General features: G+C 64.2%; 19 protein-coding genes. 8 read left to right on the forward strand and 11 right to left on the reverse strand.

The annotated features are described in order from the left end of the window. Positions 1 to 2: 2 nt before the first annotated feature. The 6 genes from NTD82_RS07305 to NTD82_RS07330 all read right to left on the reverse strand — a co-directional run bounded on the left by NTD82_RS07305 (position 3) and on the right by NTD82_RS07330 (position 8663). Positions 3 to 1067 carry an imelysin family protein gene (locus tag NTD82_RS07305; protein WP_262128213.1) on the reverse strand — a complete coding sequence of 355 codons (1065 nt, stop codon included), beginning with the start codon at positions 1065 to 1067 and terminating at the stop codon, positions 3 to 5. 14 nt (positions 1068 to 1081) lie between these two features. Further along, the gene (locus tag NTD82_RS07310; protein ID WP_262128214.1) at positions 1082 to 2509 is read right to left on the reverse strand and encodes a di-heme oxidoredictase family protein; all 1428 of its coding nucleotides are present in this window, start codon (positions 2507 to 2509) and stop codon (positions 1082 to 1084) included. A gap of 183 nt (positions 2510 to 2692) precedes the next feature. Next, a complete protein-coding gene (locus NTD82_RS07315; protein ID WP_095154726.1) occupies positions 2693 to 4033 on the reverse strand; it encodes an imelysin family protein in 1341 nt (446 codons plus the stop codon). 144 nt (positions 4034 to 4177) lie between these two features. Continuing rightward, positions 4178 to 6229, reverse strand: a complete 2052-nt coding sequence (locus NTD82_RS07320; protein ID WP_095154727.1) for a putative bifunctional diguanylate cyclase/phosphodiesterase — start codon at positions 6227 to 6229, stop codon at positions 4178 to 4180. Positions 6230 to 7275: 1046 nt separating this feature from the next. Then, the gene (locus NTD82_RS07325) at positions 7276 to 7872 is read right to left on the reverse strand and encodes a superoxide dismutase (protein ID WP_095154728.1); all 597 of its coding nucleotides are present in this window, start codon (positions 7870 to 7872) and stop codon (positions 7276 to 7278) included. Between the two features lie 191 nt (positions 7873 to 8063). Next, a complete protein-coding gene (locus NTD82_RS07330) occupies positions 8064 to 8663 on the reverse strand; it encodes a LysE/ArgO family amino acid transporter (RefSeq protein ID WP_110973117.1) in 600 nt (199 codons plus the stop codon). A gap of 214 nt (positions 8664 to 8877) precedes the next feature. Here NTD82_RS07330 and NTD82_RS07335 point away from each other — a divergent pair, with 214 nt between their 5' ends. The 3 genes from NTD82_RS07335 to NTD82_RS07345 all read left to right on the forward strand — a co-directional run bounded on the left by NTD82_RS07335 (position 8878) and on the right by NTD82_RS07345 (position 11778). Then, positions 8878 to 9804, forward strand: coding sequence for a LysR family transcriptional regulator ArgP (locus NTD82_RS07335; protein ID WP_262128215.1), 927 nt, complete (start codon positions 8878 to 8880; stop codon positions 9802 to 9804). 15 nt (positions 9805 to 9819) lie between these two features. After that, positions 9820 to 10815, forward strand: coding sequence for an NAD-dependent epimerase/dehydratase family protein (locus NTD82_RS07340; protein WP_262128216.1), 996 nt, complete (start codon positions 9820 to 9822; stop codon positions 10813 to 10815). Positions 10816 to 10905: 90 nt separating this feature from the next. Continuing rightward, a complete protein-coding gene (locus NTD82_RS07345) occupies positions 10906 to 11778 on the forward strand; it encodes an ATPase (protein WP_262128217.1) in 873 nt (290 codons plus the stop codon). Positions 11779 to 11840: 62 nt separating this feature from the next. Here NTD82_RS07345 and NTD82_RS07350 read toward each other — a convergent pair whose 3' ends face one another. From NTD82_RS07350 to NTD82_RS07360, 3 genes are read right to left on the reverse strand one after another with little or no spacing between them, the layout of a single operon-like run. After that, positions 11841 to 12890, reverse strand: coding sequence for an alkene reductase (locus NTD82_RS07350; protein WP_262128218.1), 1050 nt, complete (start codon positions 12888 to 12890; stop codon positions 11841 to 11843). Between the two features lie 19 nt (positions 12891 to 12909). Next, positions 12910 to 14079, reverse strand: coding sequence for an MFS transporter (locus tag NTD82_RS07355; protein WP_095154735.1), 1170 nt, complete (start codon positions 14077 to 14079; stop codon positions 12910 to 12912). 14 nt (positions 14080 to 14093) lie between these two features. Further along, positions 14094 to 14396 (reverse strand): ArsR/SmtB family transcription factor, encoded by a 303-nt coding sequence (locus tag NTD82_RS07360; protein WP_095154736.1) that lies wholly within the window; start codon positions 14394 to 14396, stop codon positions 14094 to 14096. A gap of 191 nt (positions 14397 to 14587) precedes the next feature. Here NTD82_RS07360 and NTD82_RS07365 point away from each other — a divergent pair, with 191 nt between their 5' ends. Continuing rightward, entirely contained in the window at positions 14588 to 15190 is a 603-nt protein-coding gene (locus tag NTD82_RS07365) for an ACP phosphodiesterase (protein WP_262128219.1), read from the forward strand. Here the strand turns inward: NTD82_RS07365 and NTD82_RS07370 are convergent. Together NTD82_RS07370 and olsB are read right to left on the reverse strand one after the other, a co-directional pair. Then, the gene (locus NTD82_RS07370) at positions 15166 to 15951 is read right to left on the reverse strand and encodes a lysophospholipid acyltransferase family protein (RefSeq protein ID WP_110973110.1); all 786 of its coding nucleotides are present in this window, start codon (positions 15949 to 15951) and stop codon (positions 15166 to 15168) included. The genes NTD82_RS07365 and NTD82_RS07370 overlap by 25 nt on opposite strands. Then, a complete protein-coding gene (gene olsB / locus NTD82_RS07375; RefSeq protein ID WP_262128220.1) occupies positions 15951 to 16706 on the reverse strand; it encodes an L-ornithine N(alpha)-acyltransferase in 756 nt (251 codons plus the stop codon). The genes NTD82_RS07370 and olsB overlap by 1 nt, the downstream gene beginning before the upstream one ends. 133 nt (positions 16707 to 16839) lie before the next feature. Between olsB and NTD82_RS07380 the strand changes: the two genes are divergently transcribed. The 4 genes from NTD82_RS07380 (at position 16840) to NTD82_RS07395 (ending at position 20040) form a co-directional block, all read left to right on the forward strand. Then, positions 16840 to 17733, forward strand: coding sequence for an acyl-CoA dehydrogenase family protein (locus NTD82_RS07380; protein ID WP_262128221.1), 894 nt, complete (start codon positions 16840 to 16842; stop codon positions 17731 to 17733). 334 nt (positions 17734 to 18067) lie between these two features. Next, entirely contained in the window at positions 18068 to 19120 is a 1053-nt protein-coding gene (locus NTD82_RS07385) for a serine hydrolase domain-containing protein (RefSeq protein WP_095154741.1), read from the forward strand. After that, positions 19117 to 19413, forward strand: a complete 297-nt coding sequence (locus NTD82_RS07390) for an amidase (RefSeq protein WP_175652183.1) — start codon at positions 19117 to 19119, stop codon at positions 19411 to 19413. The genes NTD82_RS07385 and NTD82_RS07390 overlap by 4 nt, the downstream gene beginning before the upstream one ends. Before the next feature lie 45 nt (positions 19414 to 19458). Then, positions 19459 to 20040, forward strand: coding sequence for a YceI family protein (locus NTD82_RS07395; protein ID WP_262128222.1), 582 nt, complete (start codon positions 19459 to 19461; stop codon positions 20038 to 20040). The last annotated feature ends 1 nt before the right edge of the window (position 20041 follow it).

The following is a 20041-nucleotide window of genomic DNA, read 5'->3' on the forward strand; positions in this document are numbered from 1 at the left end:
GATCAGTCACCGTCGTTGGCGTTGAAGCCGAGTTGGATGTTCAGCGCCTTGGCCAGTTCGCCTTCGTGCAGGCGGTGGACCACGTTCAGGCTGTCATAGATCGCGTTGAGCTGCTGGCGGCCGGCATCGTCCTGCAGCAGTTCGTCGAGGGTGCGCTGGTTGGCGTCCAGCAGCTTGATCGAGTCGGCGTAGGCGGCGTCGATCTTGTCGGCCAGGGCTTTCTGGTCCTTGCCCAGCAGACCGCGCAGGCCCTGGTTGTCGACGCCGACCCAGACGGTCTGCGACGCGGCCAGGCTGGCGGCGATGCTCTTGAGCGACGACTGGCTGCGCCAGGCTTCGGCTTGCAGTGGCTGCGGGATGCCCTTGCTCAGGCGGCCCATTGGCGTGCCGAGCTTCTTCTTCAGGGTGTCCAGGGCGGTGACCTGGGCGCGCAGCAGGTCGGCGATGGCTTCGTGGGAGTCGGCGTAGCGCTGGTTGGGGAACTTGGTCAGTTGCGCGAGCATGCCGTCGTTGCTGTTCCAGTTCTTCAGGATGTCTTCGGCGAGGGTCTTCTGGTAGGCGGCGATGGCCACCAGCAGCGGGCAGTAGCGCGCTTTCTGCTCTGGGTTGGCGGCGTCCGGCTTGCTGTCGAAGAGGATGTATTCGTAGGCCGAAAGTCCACGAACCACGACGCTGGACTTGGCCACGGTCTCGGCATCCACCGGCTTGTCACCGTTGACCAATTGCTCGACCTGACGGCCGACGAGGTTTTTCTTGTCTGGCCAGAACTGTACCTGCCAGGCGCGGTTGCCTTCGGTCAGTGGGCCGATCAGCAATGGTTGCAGCTCGGCCCAGGCTTTCTGCGCGTGGAGGTAATCGGCGCGGGCGGTGTCCAGGCTTGCCTTGCCTTCGCAGTAGGCGAGGGCGCTGACGGCCAACTGGCGGTCGGCTTCGACCCAGCGGCTGTAGGTCGGCATGATCACCTGCTTGGCGATGGCGGCGGAGGTCACGGCCTGCGGGTCTTGCGGCGAGCAGGCGCCCAGCGCGAGGGCGGCGAGGCTGGTGAACAACAGCTTGGGACGGAACATGTCCGGCTCCTTCTCTAGAGTGAGTTGAGGAACGCCAGCAACGCGGCGCGTTGCTCGGCATTGAAGGTCAAGACGTGACGCTGGGCGGCGTGTGCTTCGCCGCCGTGCCAGAGCACGGCTTCGAGCAGGTTGCGCGCGCGGCCGTCGTGGAGAAACTGGGTGTGGCCGCTGACGGTTTGGTTCAGGCCGATGCCCCACAGCGGCGCGGTGCGCCAGTCCTGGCCGCCGGCGGCGAATTCGCTGCGCTGGTCGGCGAGGCCGGGGCCCATGTCGTGCAGCAGCAGGTCGCTGTAGGGGCGGATTACCTGATTGGCCAGTTCCGGCTCGGCGGCATTCGCCGCGGTGGTGAACTGCGGGGTGTGGCAGCCCTGGCAGCCGGCCTGGAAGAACAGGTTTTTGCCGGCCAACACCTGCGCCGAATCGACGTCCTTGCGCACCGGCACCGCGAGGTTGCGGGTGTAGAAGAGGATCAGGCGCAGGATGTTGTCGCTGACTTCCTGCTCGCCGTTGGCGCCATTGCCGTTGGGCGCTTGCTTGCAGGCGGTCTGCGCCGGGGTGCAGTCGTCCATCGGCCGCAGGCTGCTGGTCAGGCCCATGTCGCCGGAAAGGGCGTGGACATTCTGCTGGTTGAGGTTCGGCTGCCCGGCTTTCCAGCCGAAGCGGCCCAGCACGGTTTCATGGCGGGCGTCGTCCCAGACCCGGTTGGGCCGGCCGCGAATGCCGTCGCCGTTGCGGTCGTCCGGGTCGGCGTTGGCCAGGATGGCGTCTTCCGGGATCGCTTCGAGCAGGCCGAGGCCGATCATCGGCGGGGCGATGCGCGCGGAGAACAGCGTGTCGGGGTGCATCGGGCCATAGCCGAGCTGGGTGATATTGAGTTGCGGCGTGCGCAGTTCGACCTGGGTGCCGTCCTTGAACGTCACCGTGTGCATCGTGTAATCGACCCGGACCTTGCCTTCCGGCGTCACGCCGGGGATCGCCATGTCTTGCAACTGTCCGCCGTAGACCGGTTCGGGGACGATGCCCAGTTGCTCGATGACCTTTACGTATTTGGGCTGATTCGGGATCGACAGGCGCACCAGCATCGACACGGCATTGCTGTCACCGGGCTCTGGCGGATGGCCGCGGCCGTCGCGGATGTGGCAGTTCTGGCAGGCGTTGGTGTTGAACAGCGGGCCGAGGCCATCACGGGCGGTGGTGGTCGACGGGGCGATCACCCACGGGTTGCGAAAGAAGCTGTTGCCGACATGAAAGTCCAGGCGCCGCGCCGCGCTCAGGTTGGCCGACGGCATCGAATAGGCGTTCTGGTCGCCGCGGTTCACCGTGGTATCGCCACCGGCACGGGCCTCGCCGGGCTCGGCCTGGGTGAAGCGCGGGGCTTCGTCGCAGGCGGCCAGGGGCAAGGCCAGCAAGAGGGGCAGACACAGGCGAAGCGGTGAGGGCATCCGACAATCCCGGGCGGTGTGCGAAAAATAAGCCCGCAAGCTTAACAGGACGAGGCGGCGTGAATAAGAGGAGTTTGCGTTTGCTGGATGAAATCGGTGACTCGCTACAAGTCTCGAGTTTCAAGCGGCTTAACGGAAAAAGGCGACCCGAAGGTCGCCTTTCTTGTCCGTTGCCGGCGCTGATCAGAATTCGTGATCGGCGGTGTCCGGGTTCAGGTCGGTGATGCCCAGTTTGCCCGCGGCCTGTTCGATGGCGCCGGTCTGCTTGACCAGCGACGCGATGGCGTCACGCACGATCTGGTTGCCGGCAGCATTGTCGGCGGCGATCAGTTGGTCGTAGTGCTCGCCTTTCAGGGCGTGGTCGACGATCACCTGGATCTTGGCTTCGGTGGCTTCCAGATCGGCCTTCAGGGTGGCGTCGGTGGCCGGGTCGACCTTGGCAACCAGCGAGGACAGGCTCGGGCCGGTCAGCTTGGTGCCGTCAGGACGGGCGTACTCGCCCAGGTAGACGTTGCGGATGCCCTTGGCGTCGTAGAAGTGCGAGTAGTGAGTGTTGTCGCTGAAGCAGTCGTGCTCGTCTTCCGGCGAGTTGGCTTCCAGGGAAACCTTCATGCGCTCGCCCGCCAGTTCACCCAGCGACAGGCTACCCATGCCGAACAGCATTTTGCGCAGGCCGTTGGCCACAGGCTCGGCTTCCAGCGAGGCGCGGTAGTTGTCGGAAACGCCCGGGGCCCAGTTTTTGACCATTTCTTCCAGGTCGCTGACCAGCAGGTCGGTGACCGATTTCAGGTAAGCGCGACGACGGTCGTTGTGGCCGCCGGTGGCGCCCTGGCCTTCCAGGTAGTCCGACGCGGGACGGTTGCCGGCGCCCGGGCCGGTGCCGTTCAGGTCCTGGCCCCAGAGCAGGAATTCGATGGCGTGGTAGCCGGTGGCGACGTTGGCCTCGGAACCGCCCAGCTCGTTCAGGCTGGCCAGTTTCTCAGGGGTGATGTCTTTGACATCGACCTTGTCTTCGCCGACCTGGATCTCGGTGTTGGCGATGATGTTGGCGTTGGCGGCCGGGTTGCCCAGGGCGTGCTCGTAGCTCTTGTCGACGTAGTCGATCAGGCCTTCGTCCAGCGGCCAGGCGTTAACCTGACCTTCCCAGTCGTCGATGATAGTGTTGCCGAAGCGGAACACTTCGCTTTGCAGATACGGAACGCGCGCGGCGACCCAGGCGGCTTTCGCGGCGTTCAGGGTTTCGTCGTTCGGCTTGGCGAGGAAGGCGTCGATGGCGGTTTGCAGGGTTTTCGCGGTGCTCAGCGAGTCGCTGTAGACGGCATGGACGATCTCGGCGTAGTGCTTGACCACGGCCTGAGCGGCAGCCTCGTCCACCGCGCCGGCGGCGGCAGGTGCGGCTGGCGTGGCAGCCGCTGCCGGCGCCTGGGCTTGCGGTGCGGCAGCCTTGTCCTTGCTGTCGCCGCAGCCGGCGAGGGAGATGGCAATGGCCAGCAAACTGGCGGTGGCCAGAGGCATACGAATCATGGCGAATTCCTGCGTCGAAGGGTTGAACAGGCGTGCCGGGGCACGCAAAAGTGGCGACATAATGCGAAAGATTTGCATTTTGTGTAAAGAGGGCGCCGCGTAAATATTAGTGCGCTGTCGTCCTTGGGCAATTTTTGTGTCGTCTCAGAGTATCGACACGTGGTTGCGCTGCGATTGTTTGAGGAACGCCACCAGTTCCCGGGCGGGCAACGGCTTGCTGTAGTGATAGCCCTGACCTTCGTGGCAGCCCTGGGCAATGATGTAGGACTCTTGCTCGGCGGTTTCCACACCCTCGGCGATGACCTGCATGCCGAGGCTTTTGCCCAACTGGATGATGGCGCGCACGATGGTGGCATCGTCGTCGTCTTCCAGCAGGTCCTGGACGAAGCTCTTGTCGATCTTGATCTTGTCCAGCGGCAGCGATTTCAGGTAGCTGAGCGACGAGTAGCCGGTACCGAAGTCATCGATGGCGATCAGCGCGCCGGAGCGACGCAGGCTCAGCAGTTGCTGGGCGGCGGTGCTGATGTCTTCCATCAGGCCGGTTTCGGTGACTTCCAGTTCCAGGCTGCGCGGCGGCAGGCGGTACATCTGCAACAGGTTGTTGACCACCCGCGGCAATTCGCTGTGGTGCAGTTGCACGGTGGACAGGTTGACCGCCATGCGCAGTTCGCTGAAGCCTTGATCGTGCCATTCGCGCAGTTGCCGGCAGGCCTGGTCGAGCACCCATTCGCCGATGCTGACGATGTTGCCGTTCTGCTCCGCCAGCGGGATGAACTGGTCCGGCGGGACCATGCCCAGCTCCGGATGCTGCCAGCGCAACAGCGCCTCGACGCCGACCACGCGTTGGTCGCGGTAGCTGATCTGCGGCTGGTAGACGAGGAACAACTGGTTGCGCGACAGGGCTTCGCGCAGGTCTTTTTCCAGCTCGCGGCGGCGGCGCATTTCGCTGTCGACGCTGGCGATATAGAACTGATAGCGGTTGCGCGAGCGGGACTTGGCCAGGGTCATGGTCTGCTCGGCTTTCTGCAGCAGCTTTTCGGTGCTGTCGCCGTCTTCCGGGAACAGGGTGATACCGATGGTGGCGCGCAGACGGATTTCCTGGTGATCGAGGGCGAAGGGCGCCTCCAGGTCGTCGAGAATGCTCTGGGCCAGCTCGGCCGCCTCGTAAGGTTGCTCGATATCGGCCTGGACCAGTGCGAACTGGTCGCCGCCCAGTCGCGCCAGGGCGCCGAGCCGGCCGCTGTGGGCGCGCAGGCGATCAGCGAGCGCCAGCAGCAACTGGTCGCCGGCCTGGTAACTGAATTGTTCGTTGATACCTTTGAAGTCATCGAGGCCGACGCAGATTACCGCCACCCGGCGTTGCAGGCGGCCGGCATCGATGAGGATCTTGTCCAGTTGCTGTTGCAATTGCTGGCGATTCGGCAGACCGGTGAGGAAATCGTACTGGGCCATGCGCAGCAGGCTGTTTTCCGCCTCGTGGCGCAGATGGGTATTGCGCTCGATCGAGGCCAGCAACTGGTTGGCGGTGTTGACCCACAGGCCCAGCTCGTTTTTCTCGTGACCCTTGAGCAGCGGCAACTGGTGCTGACTGGGGCGATCGGGATTGATCTGGGTGAGGTGTTCGATGATCCGCGAAAGCGGTTTGGTCAGCAGCCAGTGATAGATCAGATACAGCACCAGGCCCATGGCCAGGGCGCGCAGGACGCCGGAAATGAAGATGATCACCGAGCTGAAAATGAACCCTTCGCCGTAGGAGGCGGTGTCGAGGGTGATGTTCAGGTCGCCGTAATACTCGCTGTACGAACCGCGCCCGACCAACTGGGTGCTGAACGCACGCTCCTTGCCGAGGATCGGGTCGGTGAGCCAGCGGGTGCGAGTCTCCTGCAGCGGGCGGGATTTTTCCGCGAGCATGGTCTCGTTGGGATGGCCGATGGAGGCCATGCGCACCGCCCGGTCCTGGAACAGACCTTCGATGACCTGCATGCCCATTTCCCGGTCGAGGCTGTAGACGGCCTGGGTCGACGGGTCGCGGAACATGTCGAGGATGCGCTGGGCATCATTGGCGACGGCCTGCTGGGTCTTGTAGGCGTCGAACACGATCTGCGCACAGCTGAGCACCACTCCGACGATCAGCGCCGAGAGCAGGACAACCCTGAGCAACTTGACCGATAAGCTGTTCTTGAGTTCCAGCTTCAATGGGGTTTCCTTAATCCATGCGCATGGCATCATTTTGCCATCAAATGTGGCAATCCACTATCGGCCTTTGCAGCAGGCCGTGCGTGGTGGTTTTGCAGTGTTCCTGCTACCGGTCCGACCGTTGCGACGGTCGTTTAGGCACTGTATCGGTTGACCTGCCGCGCGACTTGAGTGCCGGAAGATGAAAGTTTCCAAGGTCTTGATGTTAGCGCGCCTTGCGCAAGCGGCAAGAGCAATGCTGCTGTGGAGAAGCGAAATAAAGGCTCTTCGCGGAGTTCCGGAGGCGGTGATGTTCGGGTTTGGGCTTTGGGGGCTTATCCATTCGATGTGGCGAGGCTGCCGGCCCCTTCCGCCTCTACGGCGGCCTACTTTTCTGCTTGGGAAAAGTAGGCAAAACCGCTCGCTCCCGCATCCGGCCCTACGCTGCGCTCCGGGTCCCCTCCCTCCGGTGCCTTTCGGGGCCACGCGGCCTACGACTTGCAAGCAAGTCTACATCTCGCGTCTTCGGCTACGCCGAAGGTGCTGCGCACTGCCCCTTCAGGCACCTCCGCTCGGCCTCCTGAAGTCGCGAAGTTACGGGCGGCGCCTGGGCTGACGCATCTTCGAAATTACAGCTTGGTGAAACCACCGATTTGCTCTTTTTTGCTTTTGATCTTCGTGCGCGCAAGTTCAGACGCCACAAGGTGCGACGTCAGGAGGCCGAGTGGAGGTGTCTGAAGGGGCAGGTGCGCAGCACCCTTCGGCGTTAGCCGAAGACGCGAGATGTAGACTTGCGAAGCAAGTCGTAGGCCGCGTGGCCCCGCAAGACACCGGAGGGAGGGGACCCGGAGCGCAGCGTAGGGCCGGATGCAGGAGCGAGCGGTTTTCGTCTATTTTGCCAAGACAAAATGGGCCCGCCGTAGAGGCGGAAGGGGCCGGCAGCCTCGCCGCGTCGAATGGATAAACCCGCAACATAGACTCCTAAAAGCCCAAGCTCAAATATCATCGTCCTCGTCGAAGAACCAAAAAAAACCCGGCAAGGCCGGGTTTTTTCAGGAGTGCGTGACTCAGGCAGTGAAGGTCTTGCCTTCGAACTGCTCGGCGACGAACTTCCAGTTGACCAGGTTCCAGAACGCCTCGACGTACTTCGGACGGACGTTGCGGTAGTCGATGTAGTAGGCGTGTTCCCAGACGTCGCAGGTCAGCAGCGGGGTGTCGCCGTTGGTCAGCGGGTTGCCGGCGCCGATGGTGCTGGCCAGGGCCAGGGAACCGTCAGCTTTCTTCACCAGCCAGCCCCAGCCGGAGCCGAAGGTGCCGACGGAAGTCTTGGTGAACTCTTCCTTGAACTTGTCGAAGGAACCGAACGCAGCGTTGATGGCTTCAGCCAGGGCGCCGGTTGGTTGACCGCCGGCGTTTGGCGCCAGGCAGTTCCAGTAGAAGGTGTGGTTCCAGACCTGAGCGGCGTTGTTGAAGATGCCGCCGGAGGAGGTCTTGACGATTTCTTCCAGGGTCTTGCCTTCGAACTCGGTGCCTGGCACCAGGTTGTTCAGGTTCACGACGTAGGTGTTGTGGTGCTTGTCGTGGTGGAATTCCAGGGTTTCCTTGGAAATGTGCGGCTGCAGGGCATCGTGGGCGTAAGGCAGCGGCGGCAATTCAAAAGCCATGGTGAATCTCCTAATCAGGTCTGGTGCGGTGAACGCAAGGCCGATCACGGGCGGCCGGAAGAGCGTCGGCGAGTTTGTACTCTTTGCGACGCAGACCCGGGATCATAGCACCGGGCCCACGTCTAAACCACGCAACAAGTGTATGGACAAGAGGTTCCAGAGCCGTTTCAGCCGGCGGACAAGTGGCTGTTTCAGTTGAAGATCAATTGCGCCGCCACCGCGAACATCATCACCGCGACCATCAGGTCGAGCAGCCGCCAGGTGCTGGGACGCGCCAGCCATGGTGCGAGCCAGGCCGCACCGAGTGCGAGGGTGAAAAACCACAGCAGCGAAGCGCTGGCGGCGCCGGCCACATAGGCGCCCGGTACGGTTTGCTGAGCACCGAGCGAGCCGATCAGCAACACGGTGTCGAGGTAGACGTGCGGGTTGAGCAGGGTCACGGCCAGGGCGCTGAGCAACACCGCGCGGCGCGAGCGCAGGCCCTGGCCCTCACCTTGTTCCAGGCTCTGCTTCGAACAGGCACGCTTCAGCGCCTTGGCGCCGTACCAGATCAGGAAGATCGCGCCACCCCAGCGAGCCACCGCGAGCAATGTCGGGTTCTGCGCCAGCACCGTGGCCAGGCCGAAGACGCCCAGCGCCACCAGCACCGCATCGCAGAACACACACAAGGCCGCCACCGGCAGGTGATGCTCGCGGCGCAGGCTCTGGGCGAGGACGAAGGCGTTCTGGGTGCCGATGGCCATGATCAGGCCGAAGGCGACGAGGAGGCCGTTGAGGTAGCTTTGCCACATGGGGAATTGACTCCGGATTGCAGGATTCAAGGGACCGCGTTGCGGTCCATCGCGACGGTTCGGCGCCCCGACAAACTCGCTCCTACAACACCAATCTCTGTAGGCGCGAGCTCGCTCGCGATGGACCGCCTGACGGCACTCTGTCGCTGGCAATACTGGCGATTCCTGCGCTATAAGAAAAACCAATAAACCTCATCCCGCATTAGGAAAAGTGATGTTCGACTACAAGCTGCTCTCAGCCTTGGCCGCGGTCATCGAACAGGCCGGTTTCGAGCGGGCCGCGCAAATGCTCGGGCTGTCGCAATCGGCCATCTCCCAGCGGATCAAACTTCTTGAAGCGCGGGTCGGACAGCCGGTGCTGGTGCGCGCGACGCCACCGACGCCGACCGAGATCGGCCGGCGCCTGCTCAACCATGTGCAGCAGGTGCGCCTGCTCGAACGGGACCTCCAGGGCCAGGTCCCGGCGCTGGATGAAGAAGGCTTGCCGGAGCGCCTGCGGATTGCGCTCAACGCCGACAGCCTGGCCACCTGGTGGGCGGAAGCGGCGGGCGATTTCTGCGCCCGCACTCAGGTGTTGCTGGACCTGGTGGTGGAAGACCAGGAAGTCGGCCTAAAACGCATGCGCGCCGGCGAAGTGGCCGGTTGCCTGTGCGCCAGTGAACGCCCGGTGGCCGGTGCGCGCAGCGTGCTGTTGGGTGCCATGCGGTATCGGGCGCTGGCCTGCCCGGCGTTCATGACCCGGCATTTCGCCGAAGGCGTCGAACCGCGTCGGCTGGCGCGGACCCCGGCGATCGTGTTCGGCCCGGACGATTTCCTGCAGCATCGCTACATGGCTTCATTAGGCATCAGTGATGGATTCCTGCATCATCTGTGCCCCTCGTCCGAAGGCTTTTTACGCCTGACCGAGGCGGGACTGGGCTGGGGGCTGGTGCCGGAGTTACAGGCACGCGAACAACTGGCGAGCGGGCGGTTGGTGGAAATTCTCCCTGACCGTCCCATCGACGTGCCACTGTACTGGCATCATTGGCGCAATGGCGGGCAACTGCTGGGCCAACTCACGGATCATCTGCTGCGCAGTGCCGGCACCTGGCTGGTGCCGTGGAGCGAGTCGGCGGCGTCTGCAACATCTGGAAAAAAATAGTAGGCGGAGAGCTTCATGGGAATTCTGGTCACCGGCGCAAGCGGCTTCATCGGCGGGCGCTTCGCACGCTTTGCGCTGGAGCAGGGCCTGGAGGTGCGGGTCAATGGCCGGCGCCCCGAGGGCGTCGAGCATCTGGTGCGGCGCGGGGCGCAGTTCATTCCCGGCGACCTGGCCGACCCGGAAGTGGCTCGGCGCCTGTGCCAGGGCATCGACACCGTGGTCCATTGCGCCGGCGCGGTGGGCAATTGGGGTCGTTATCAGGACTTCTATCAAGGCAATGTGGTGCTCACCGAAAACGTGGTCGAGGCCTGCCTGAAAGAACATGTGCGCCGGCTGGTGCACCTCTCTTCGCCGTCGATCTACTTCAATGGCCGCTCGCGCACCGGGATCACCGAAGATCAGGTGCCCAAGCGTTTCTACGACCATTACGGCAGCACCAAGCACCTGGCCGAACAGAAAGTCTTCGGCGCCCAGGAGTTCGGTCTGGAAGTGCTGGCCCTGCGCCCGCGCTTTGTCACCGGCGCCGGCGACATGAGTATCTTTCCGCGGCTGATGAAGATGCAGGCCAAGCGCCGCCTGGCGATCATCGGCAATGGCCTGAACAAGGTGGATTTCACCAGCGTGCAGAACCTCAACGAGGCGCTGTTCAGTGCGATCAACGCCGGCCCCGAGGCGCTCGGCCAGGCCTACAACATCAGTAACGGCCAGCCCGTGCCGGTCTGGGACGTGGTCAATTACGTGATGCGGCGGATGTCGCTGCCGCAGGTCACCCGTTATCGCTCCGTGGGCCTCGCGTACACCGCCGCCGCGCTGAACGAAGGCTTCTGCATGCTCTGGCCAGGACGCCCGCAACCGACCCTGACCCGCCTCGGCACCCAGGTGATGAGCAAGGATTTCACCCTGGACATCAGCCGCGCCCGCCACTACCTGGGCTACCGCCCGCAGGTCAGTATCTGGGCCGCGCTGGATGAATTCTGCAGTTGGTGGCAGGCGCAGCACGGCGGTCACTGAACCAGAACCGCTACTTATGGTCGATGAGGGCGCCGCGCAAGCGGTTTATACTGGCGCCCATTTTGCTATCACCGTGGTTGAAAACTATCCATGCGCAACGATGCTCGAGACGACTTTGATGACGTGCCCACCCTCAAGGCGGTGGAGCGCGATGACGACGAATTCGCCCCGCCGGCCCATCCGCGTGCGGTGCGCGCGAAAACCCCCAAGGCACCGCTGACCGGGCCGCTGTGGGCGTTGCTTGGCGCATCGTTCATCGCGTTGGGCGGGGTGGCCTGGTGGAGCTTCCAGCAGATTTCCCTGATGGAGCAACAACTGGTGGCGACCCAGGAGAGCTTCGCGCGTATCAGCGAAGAGGCGGCGGGGCGTTTGCAGGCGATTTCCGGCAAGGTCAGCGCTACCGAGACGTCGGTCAGCACCGAGAATGAAGCGCTGAAACTGCAAGTGCGTCAGTTGCAGAGCAGCCTCGTCGAACAAGGCAAGCAACAGGAAGGCGTTGCCGGCCAGGCGGGCGACCTGAGCAAGCGCCTGGAAGCGGCGATGGCCCAGGTCAGCCAGCAGCAGGCAGCCAATGCCCAGTTGCAGAGCGAATTGCAGACACAGTTGAAGACGGTGGCGACCGAGTTGGCGGCGTTGAAGGCGGCCCAGGTGGACGGCGGCAAGATCGACGCGCAGCTCAAGAGCGTGGCGGATGAAGTGGCGAGCCTGAAAGCCGCGCGGGTGGATGGCGGCAAGATCGATGCCCAGTTGAAAAGCCAGGCGGCCGCGACCCAGCGACTGGAGCAGGACCTGCTGGTGCTCAAGAGCGAGCAGGAAAACCGCCCGGCGGCCCCTGCGGGTGCGGCGGCTGGCGGAGCATCGACAGCCGAGTTCGATGCGTTTCGCGGGCAGGTGACCCGCAACCTCAATACGCTGCAGAGTCAGGTGCAGAATCTGCAACAGCAGATCAATGCGCGTAACTGATTCCTTCTGAAAAGGCTGACGGCCTTATCGCCAAACCACAGCGATAAGGCCATCACCTCCTTTTACATCCGCGGATAGTCGATGTAACCCACCGGTCCACCGCCATGGAAACTCTCCGGGCGCGGTTCATTCAGTGGTGCATCCGCCGCGAGACGAGCCGGCAGGTCCGGGTTGGCGATGAACGGCACGCCGAAGGCCACGGCATCGGCCCAGCCATCGGCCAGGGCTGTGTTGGCGCTCTGCTTGTCGAACTTCTCGTTGGCGATGTACAGGCCGCCGAAGGCTTCCTTGATCTGCCGGCCGAGGCTGTCGTCGGCTTCCTTCTCCCGCGAGCAGATGAAGGCGATTCCGCGCTTGCCCAGTTCCCGGGCGACATAGGTAAACGTCTCGGCCAGGTTGGCGTCGCCCATGTCATGGGCATCGGCCCGTGGCGCCAGGTGCACGCCCACGCGGTTGGCGCCCCACACTTCGATGACCGCATCGGTCACTTCCAGCAGCAGGCGGGCACGGTTTTCCAGCGAGCCGCCGTAGCAGTCGGTGCGCTGGTTGGTGCTGGTTTGCAGGAACTGGTCGATCAGGTAACCGTTCGCGGCATGCACTTCAACGCCGTCGAAACCGGCCGCCTTGGCGTTTTCGGCTGCGGTGCGGTAGGCATCGACGATATCGGCCAGCTCGGCGGTTTCCAGCGCCCGTGGGGTCGGGAACTCGGTGATCGGGCGCACCAGGCTGACATGGCCTTTGGGCTGGATCGCGCTGGGCGCCACCGGCAGTTCGCCGTTCAGGTAGCTTGGATGCGAGATGCGGCCCACGTGCCAGAGCTGGACGAAGATCCGTCCGCCAGCGGCGTGCACCGACTTGGTGACGTTGGTCCAGCCGCGGACCTGGTCGTTGGACCAGATGCCCGGGGTATCCGGGTAGCCGACGCCCATCGGCATCACCGAGGTCGCTTCGCTGAGGATCAGGCCGGCGCTGGCGCGCTGCACGTAGTACTCGGCCATCAGCGCGTTGGGCACGCGGCCGGCGTCGGCGCGGCAGCGGGTCAGCGGCGCCATGATGATGCGGTTCGGCAGTTCGAGATCGCCGAGGGTGAGCGGATCAAACAGAGTTGTCATTGCACGGACCTCGTATCCATCAGTGGGTAGCGGGCGCCAGTTCGGCTTTATTGCCGCCCTGGCTGAAAGTGATGAGGGTGACGATCAGCGCCAGCACGGCCAGGGCCGCGGCGGCCAGCGGCACGCGGGTCAGGCCCAGGCCTTGTTCGATGACCACGCCACCGGTCCAGGCACCCAGGGCGTTGCCCAGGTTGAAGGCGCCGATGTTGAGGGTCGACACCAGGTTCGGCGCGGCCTTGCCGAAGTTCACCACGTTGATCTGCAACGCGGGAACGGCAGCGAAGGCGGCGGTGGCCCAGAGGAACAGGGTGATTTCCGCCGGGATCAGCGCGGTGCTGGTCCAGCTCAGTACGGTGGAGACCACCGCCATGCTGGCGAACACGCCCACCAGGGTGGCGCCCAGGCGCCGGTCGGCGAGTTTGCCGCCGAGGACGTTGCCCAGGGTCAGGCCGAGGCCGATCAGCAGCAGGGTCCAGGTCACGCCGCGCGGCGAAACGCCGGTGACATCGCCCAGCAGCGGCGCGACGTAGGTGAACAGGGCGAACATCGACGCCGAAAACAGCACAGTCATCGACAGCGAGAGCCAGATTCCGGCGCCTTTGAGCGCGGCCAGTTCGGCGCGCATGTCGAGTTTTTCCTCGTCGTGGCGCAGTGGCAGGAAGCGGATCAGACCGATCAGCGCAATCACGCCAATCACCGTCACCGCCCAGAACGTCGAACGCCAGCCGGCAACCTGGCCCAGCGCGGTGCCCAGTGGCACGCCGAGGACGTTGGCCAGGGTCAGGCCGGTGAACATCAGGGCGACCGCCGACGCGCGGCGGTTGGCCGGCACCAGGCTGGCGGCGACCACCGAGCCGATACCGAAGAAGGCGCCGTGACACAGCGCCGTGACGACGCGGGCGAACATCAGCACGTTGTAGTCGCTGGCGACCGCGCAGAGCAGGTTGCCGATGATGAACACGCCCATCAGCGACACCAGCGCCAGCTTGCGTGGCAGCCGCGAGGTGGCCATGGCCATGAACGGCGCGCCGATGGCCACGCCGAGGGCGTAGCCGGTCACCAGCCAGCCGGCGCCGGGGATCGACACACCGAGGTCCTGCGCCACTTCCGGCAGCAGGCCCATGATGACGAACTCGGTGGTGCCGATGGCGAAGGCGCTGAGCGCCAGTATCAGAAGTGAAAGGGGCATTGCGGTGTCCTTTGTCAGAGCTCGCGGCTCAGTTGCTGGAGGAACGCCTTGATGGTGTCCTCGTTGCGTTTGAAGAAGCTCCACTGCCCGACCTTCTGGCTGCTGATCAGGCCTGCCCGTTGCAGGGTCGCCAGGTGCGCCGAGACGGTGGATTGCGACAGGCCGCAGCGCTGGTCGATCTGCCCGGCGCACACGCCGTTTTCCAGGCTGTGATGCTGCTCGGGGAAGTGCGCCTGCGGGTCTTTCAACCAGTTGAGGATTTCTCGTCGTACCGGGTGGGCCAGGGCTTTTATTATTTCGTCGAGATCAAGAGGCATGGTCGGGCTCGTGGGATGTGTAGCGGTATATCGCGATGGAGCGAAATATAAATCGGTATTTCGCGATATACAAATATGAAAAGGTTTGGGGTCAAGCGTGAATCGTTATATCGGGTTATATCGATATAGGGGCTGAAGGTTTTTCAGCCAAATCTCGCCGACTTTTCCCGCAGGCTTTAGACTCAATTCCCATGAACTACCTCGCACACCTCCATCTGGGCGGCGACCAGCCCGAACAATTGCTCGGCAGTCTCTACGGCGATTTCGTCAAGGGACCGCTGCAGGGTCACTATCCCCAGCCCCTCGAAGGGGCGATCCGCCTGCACCGGCGCATCGATGTGTTCACCGACAGCCATCCGCTGGTGCTGGCGTCCCTGGCGCGTTTTCCGTCCGCGCGGCGGCGCTATGCCGGGATCATTCTCGATGTGTTTTTCGATCATTGCCTGGCCCTGCATTGGAGCGACTACGCCGAGCAGTCGCTGGATGATTTCACCATGCGGGTCTATCAGGTGCTGGCCCAGCAACCGCAGCTGCCGGGGCGCCTGGCGGGGATCGCGCCGATGATGGCGGCGAATGACTGGTTGGGTTCCTACCGCGAGTTCGCGGTGCTGGAGCAGGTGTTCCGCGGCATCGCCCGGCGGTTGTCACGCCCGGAGGGCATGGCTGGGGCGATGGCGGAAGTGGAGGCGTTGTACCCGTTGTTGCTGGAAGACTTCCGCCAGTTCTACCCACAATTGCAGACGTTCGCCGGGCAGCAACTGGCGCAGGATCAGGCCGCCTTGGCGCGGCGCTGAGGCAGGGTTTCGGCTTCGCTGCCGAACAGCGTCAGGCTGATTGCCTGTTGAGCCTTGAAGGCCAGCGCGGCACGTTCCTCGCCTTGGCTGGCAATCGGCGCCAGCAGATGGATTTCCACCTCGCCACACGGCTGCCCGAACAGGCGCATTAGATGCGACAGCAGGTCGTCGTCGCCAATGAACGGCGCGATCGCATCCGCCTGGCCGTTGCGCAGGTAGCGCAGGGCGATCGGCTGCAGCGGCACTTCGGTGTCGATGGCGCTGGCCAGCAGGCGGCCGTGAAAGGTGCGCAGGCTGCGGCCATCGGTGGTGGTGCCTTCCGGGAAAATCAGCAAGGCGCAGTCTTGTTGCAGGTGCTGGCTGATCTGCCGGCGCAGCAACTGGCTGTCGCCACCGCCGCGACGGATGAACAGGGTGCCGGCCTTGTGCGCCAGCCAGCCGGCCACCGGCCAGGTGCGCACTTCGGCCTTGGACAGGAACGACAGTGGCGCGAGCATGCCCAGCAGCGGGATGTCGGTCCATGACACATGGTTGCTGACCCAGAGCATCGGTCGCGTCGGCAATTCGCCAATGACCCGGACGCGGAAGGGCAGGGCGTGGGCCAACCGCTTCATGAATACCTGCGACCAGCGCTGGCGCCGCTGCGCCGAGGCGTTGATGCCCAGGCGCTCGAACACGCCGAACAGGGTCGCCATGCCCAAGCCGAATGCCACCACCAGCAGCACCCGGACGATGCGTGCGTACACACGCAGGCGCTGCATCAGACGGCCGCCTTGAAGTGGCGGGCGTAACGCGGGCAAAGCTCGTCGCGCTTGAGCAGGATGAACACGTCGGCCACCTGGAAATCCTCGTCCCAGCACGGCTCGCCGCAGATCTTCGCGCCCAGGCGCATGTAGGCCTTGAGCAGTGGTGGCATCTGCGCGATCACGTTGCTCGGCAGGGCCAGGTTGGGCAGCGGGTTCTTCGGTTCGGCGCGCAGGTGTTCGGTGCACAGGTGCTGGTCGCGCAGGCGCTGCATGATCGCGTGGGCCTGCACGCCGCCGTCCTGCATCGGGATGCTGGCGCAGCCCATCAGGTAGCTGTAGCGGCCTTCGTTGAGGATTTCCGCCAGTTCGCTCCAGAGCACGGCGATGGTGCCGCCGTTGCGGTAGGCGGCATCGACGCAGGTGCGCCCCAGTTCCAGGATCGGGCCTTTCAGGTGGCCGAGGCCATGCAGGCTGAATTCTTCTTCACTGTAGAAACGCCCCAGGCTGCTGGCGGCGTGATGATCGAGCAGACGGGTGGTGGCGACCAGCCGACCGCTGTTGAGGTCGCGCACGCCGATGTGTAGGCAGTGGTCGTCGTAATCGTCCATGTCCAGGCCCAGTTCGGCGCCTTTGAGCTTGGCCTTGAATTCACCACTGAAGACACTGAAACGCAGGGCCTGGGCCTCGCGCAACGCAGCCGGGCCCACCAGGCGTTCGGCTTGCAGACGGCGTTCAGTGCTGTTGTCGCCAGAGCGAGCGATCTGAGTCATTGCGAGTCTCCATAAGCCAGCCATGGGGTTGCGGCCGGTCGACTTTGTTGTGCAAGCTCAGGCTAGGTAGCGGCGGTGTCACCCCCATGAATGTTTGGTGATGCTTGTATGACAGCCCCCAAGGAGTACTTCGATGGCCTGGCTGGAACGACTCGATCAAGCGCATTCGCAACCCCTGCTGGAAAACCTCGGCGACACCTGGGCGAGCCTGCTGGAACGCCTCGGGCCGGTGTCACCGTTCGAACTGGCGGTGCTCGGCGGCCAGGCCATGCCGACCCCGGGGCTGGCGTTTCTCACCGGTTATCAGGCGGCGCTGCGGGTGCTCTGGCCCAGCGCACCGGCCAGCCTTGGCGCGCTCTGCGCCAGTGAAAAACGCAGCGTGCGCCCCGCCGACATGCACATGCGCCTCGACGTGGACGCGCTGCGCCTGAGCGGTGACAAAGACTTCGTCACCGGCGGCATGGACGCAGACTGGCTGCTGGTGGCGGCGCGTTGTGAAAGCATTTCCGAAGACCCGCGGCTGAGCCTGGCGGTGGTCTATCCCGGTGAGCCGGGCGTGCGCCTGGAGCCATTGCCGGCCCTGCCGCTGATGCCCGAGGTGGGGCATGCCCGGCTGCATCTGGATCAGGCGCTGTGCGAGCGCCTGGCCGGTGATGGTTGGGACGCCTACGTCAAACCCTTCCGCTCCCTCGAAGACTTGTATGTGCTCAGTGCGTTGACGGCATGGATGTATGGCATTGGCCGGGCCAACGGCTGGTCGCAGAGTCTGCTGCTGCGTTTGTTGGCGCTGCTTGCCGGTTGCGCGGAAGGCAGTCGGCAGAGCCCGGAAGTCTCCGCCAGTCATTTGTTGCTGGGCGGGCTGTTCGCCCAGTTCAGCGACCTGCGCGACGAACTCAACAAGGCGCTGGCCGACACCGAAGGCGAGTGGGCGAATGTGTGGATGCGTGATCAGGGCATCCTCGATATCGCCAGCGCGGCGCGGGCGAAGCGTTTGGAGAAGGCGTGGAGGTTGGCGGGGTTTTCGTGAGGGGATGTGGTGGCTGCTGTTTGCTAGCCGATAGGTTTTTAGCGCTCTCAAGATCGAGCGCCGCCCGCGCGGCGCATCGCGAGCGAGCTCGCTCCTACAGTGGTTGCAACGTGCCTATGTCTGTCAGGCCATAGTTGACCGCTTTGTTCGTACGACGCGGTATCGAGTCGGCCCCAACAGCCTCCCCGCGACTCATCGCAAAACTCAAAGAGCGGGCAACACAACTCATTGTAGGAGCGAGCTCGCTCGCGATGCGCCGCGCGAGCGGCGCCCCCAACCATCCTGTCATGAACCCCTGCTACCCTTGCCCGATCACGCTCTCCGGGTAACGGCCATGCGCACCGCGCTCATCGGGTTTCTGTTGTGGACGATCTGCACCGTCGCCAGCGCCAGCGACGCGCCGGCACTGGCGGCCTTGCAGTCCTACACCTTCCCCCCACGCAACGATCAGACCCGCGACGGCGTGCGCACCGATGCGCTGTTGGTGATCCGCGACGGCCAGGTGGTCTTCGAGCGGTACGCCACCCCCAACACCGCAGACACCCCGCACCTGACCTGGTCGATCAGCAAGAGCGTGCTGGCGACGGTGCTCGGTGTCGCGCAGGGCGAGGGGCGTTTCACACTGGATGACCCGGTCTCCCGGTTCTACCCGCCAATGCAGGCCCATCCGAATGTGCGTATCGCCGACCTGCTGCACTGGGCCAGCGGCCTCGACTGGCAGGAAGACTATGAATACGCGCCGCTGAAGTCCTCGGTGGTGGCGATGCTCTATACCCGCGGCCGCAGCGACATGGCCGGCTTTTCCGCCGCGCACGGCGTGGCCGCGGCGCCGGGCGAGCGTTTTCTTTATTCCAGTGGCGACAGCAACCTGTTGGCCGCGGCGTTGCGGCAGATGGTCGGCCCCGAGGCGTACGCCGATTATCCGTGGCAGGCGCTCTTCGAGCCGCTGGGCATTCGGCAAGCGGTGTGGGAGCGGGACGCGCAGGGCACTTTCGTGGGCTCTTCCTACCTCTACATGACCGCTCGCGAGCTGGCGCGGATCGGCCAGTTGATGCTGGACGACGGTCGCTGGCAGGGCCGGCAACTGTTGCCGGCGAGCTGGGTGGCCTTCAATCGCGAGCCCTTCGACAAGGCTGCTGCCTCATCCGGCGAGGCGATGCCGGGCGGGCACTGGTGGCTCAACCGTGCCGCGTCGGGCCAGCCATTGCCCTGGCCGGATGCCCCGGCGCAGGCCTTCGCCGCCCTCGGCCACTGGGGGCAGGCGCTCTACGTGCTGCCGGAGCAGAAGCTGGTGGTGGTGCGCTACGCCGATGACCGCGACGGCAGCTTCCAGCACAACACGCTGCTGCGTCATGTGTTGGCAGCGTTCGGCGGAGAGCGGCCATGAAGCGCCTGTTGCTGGTGGTGGTCCTCGGCCTGCTGGTCTGGGGCTGGTCCGAGCGTGACGCGCTGACGGCGTTTCCCGGCATTCTCAGTGCCTACTCGGCGAAGGAATATTGTTCGTGCCGCTATGTTATGGGCTTTGATACAGGTTACTGCCGGGGCTATGTGAAGCAGTACCTGCCATTGAGCGAGCTGCGCGACGACCCGTCGAGTCGCCGGGTCGAGGCCGCGGGCCTTGGTCGTCGCAGCAGCGCGATGTGGCTGGGGCCGCGCGAGGGCTGTCGCTTGCTGCCATGAGGGCAGCCGGGTAAGGTTGACGACCAAAGTGTTTCAGGATTTCGCATGCCCAGCCCGCTTCGTCTCGCTCTCGCCTTGCTGGCGATCGTCTGCCTTCCCGCCCAGGCCAATTGGTACCTGGACAACGAGTCATCTCGCCTTTCCTTCATCACCAGCAAAAACGGCGACGTGTCGGAAGTGCATCGTTTCCTGGTCCTTCACGGCAAGGTCGATCGCAAGGGCGCGGCCGAGCTGGAGGTCGAGATGGAATCCGTCAGCAGCGGCATCCCGCTGCGTGACGAGCGCATGCGCAAGGAGCTGTTCAATGTCGAGACCTTCCCCGACGCGATCATCAACGCCCAGTTGAACCTGCGCCCGATCAACGACCTGGCCAACGGCGCGCAGCTCGAACTGCGTCTGCCGCTGACCGTAACCCTGCATGGCAAAAGCCACAGCTACAACGCCCAGTTGCTGGCGACACGGCTGGACGAGCGGCGCTTCCAGGTGGTGACGCTTGAACCGCTGGTGCTGCGCGCCGAGCATTTCGACCTGGCCCCCGGTCTGGAAACCCTGCGCAAGGCTGCCGGGCTCAAGTCGATCAACCTGTCAGTGCCGGTGGGTGCGGTGCTGATCTTCACGGCCCGCTGAC

Origin of the sequence: Pseudomonas sp. 5P_5.1_Bac1, from assembly GCF_025466015.1 — a bacterium.
Taxonomy (GTDB): Bacteria; Pseudomonadota; Gammaproteobacteria; order Pseudomonadales; family Pseudomonadaceae; genus Aquipseudomonas.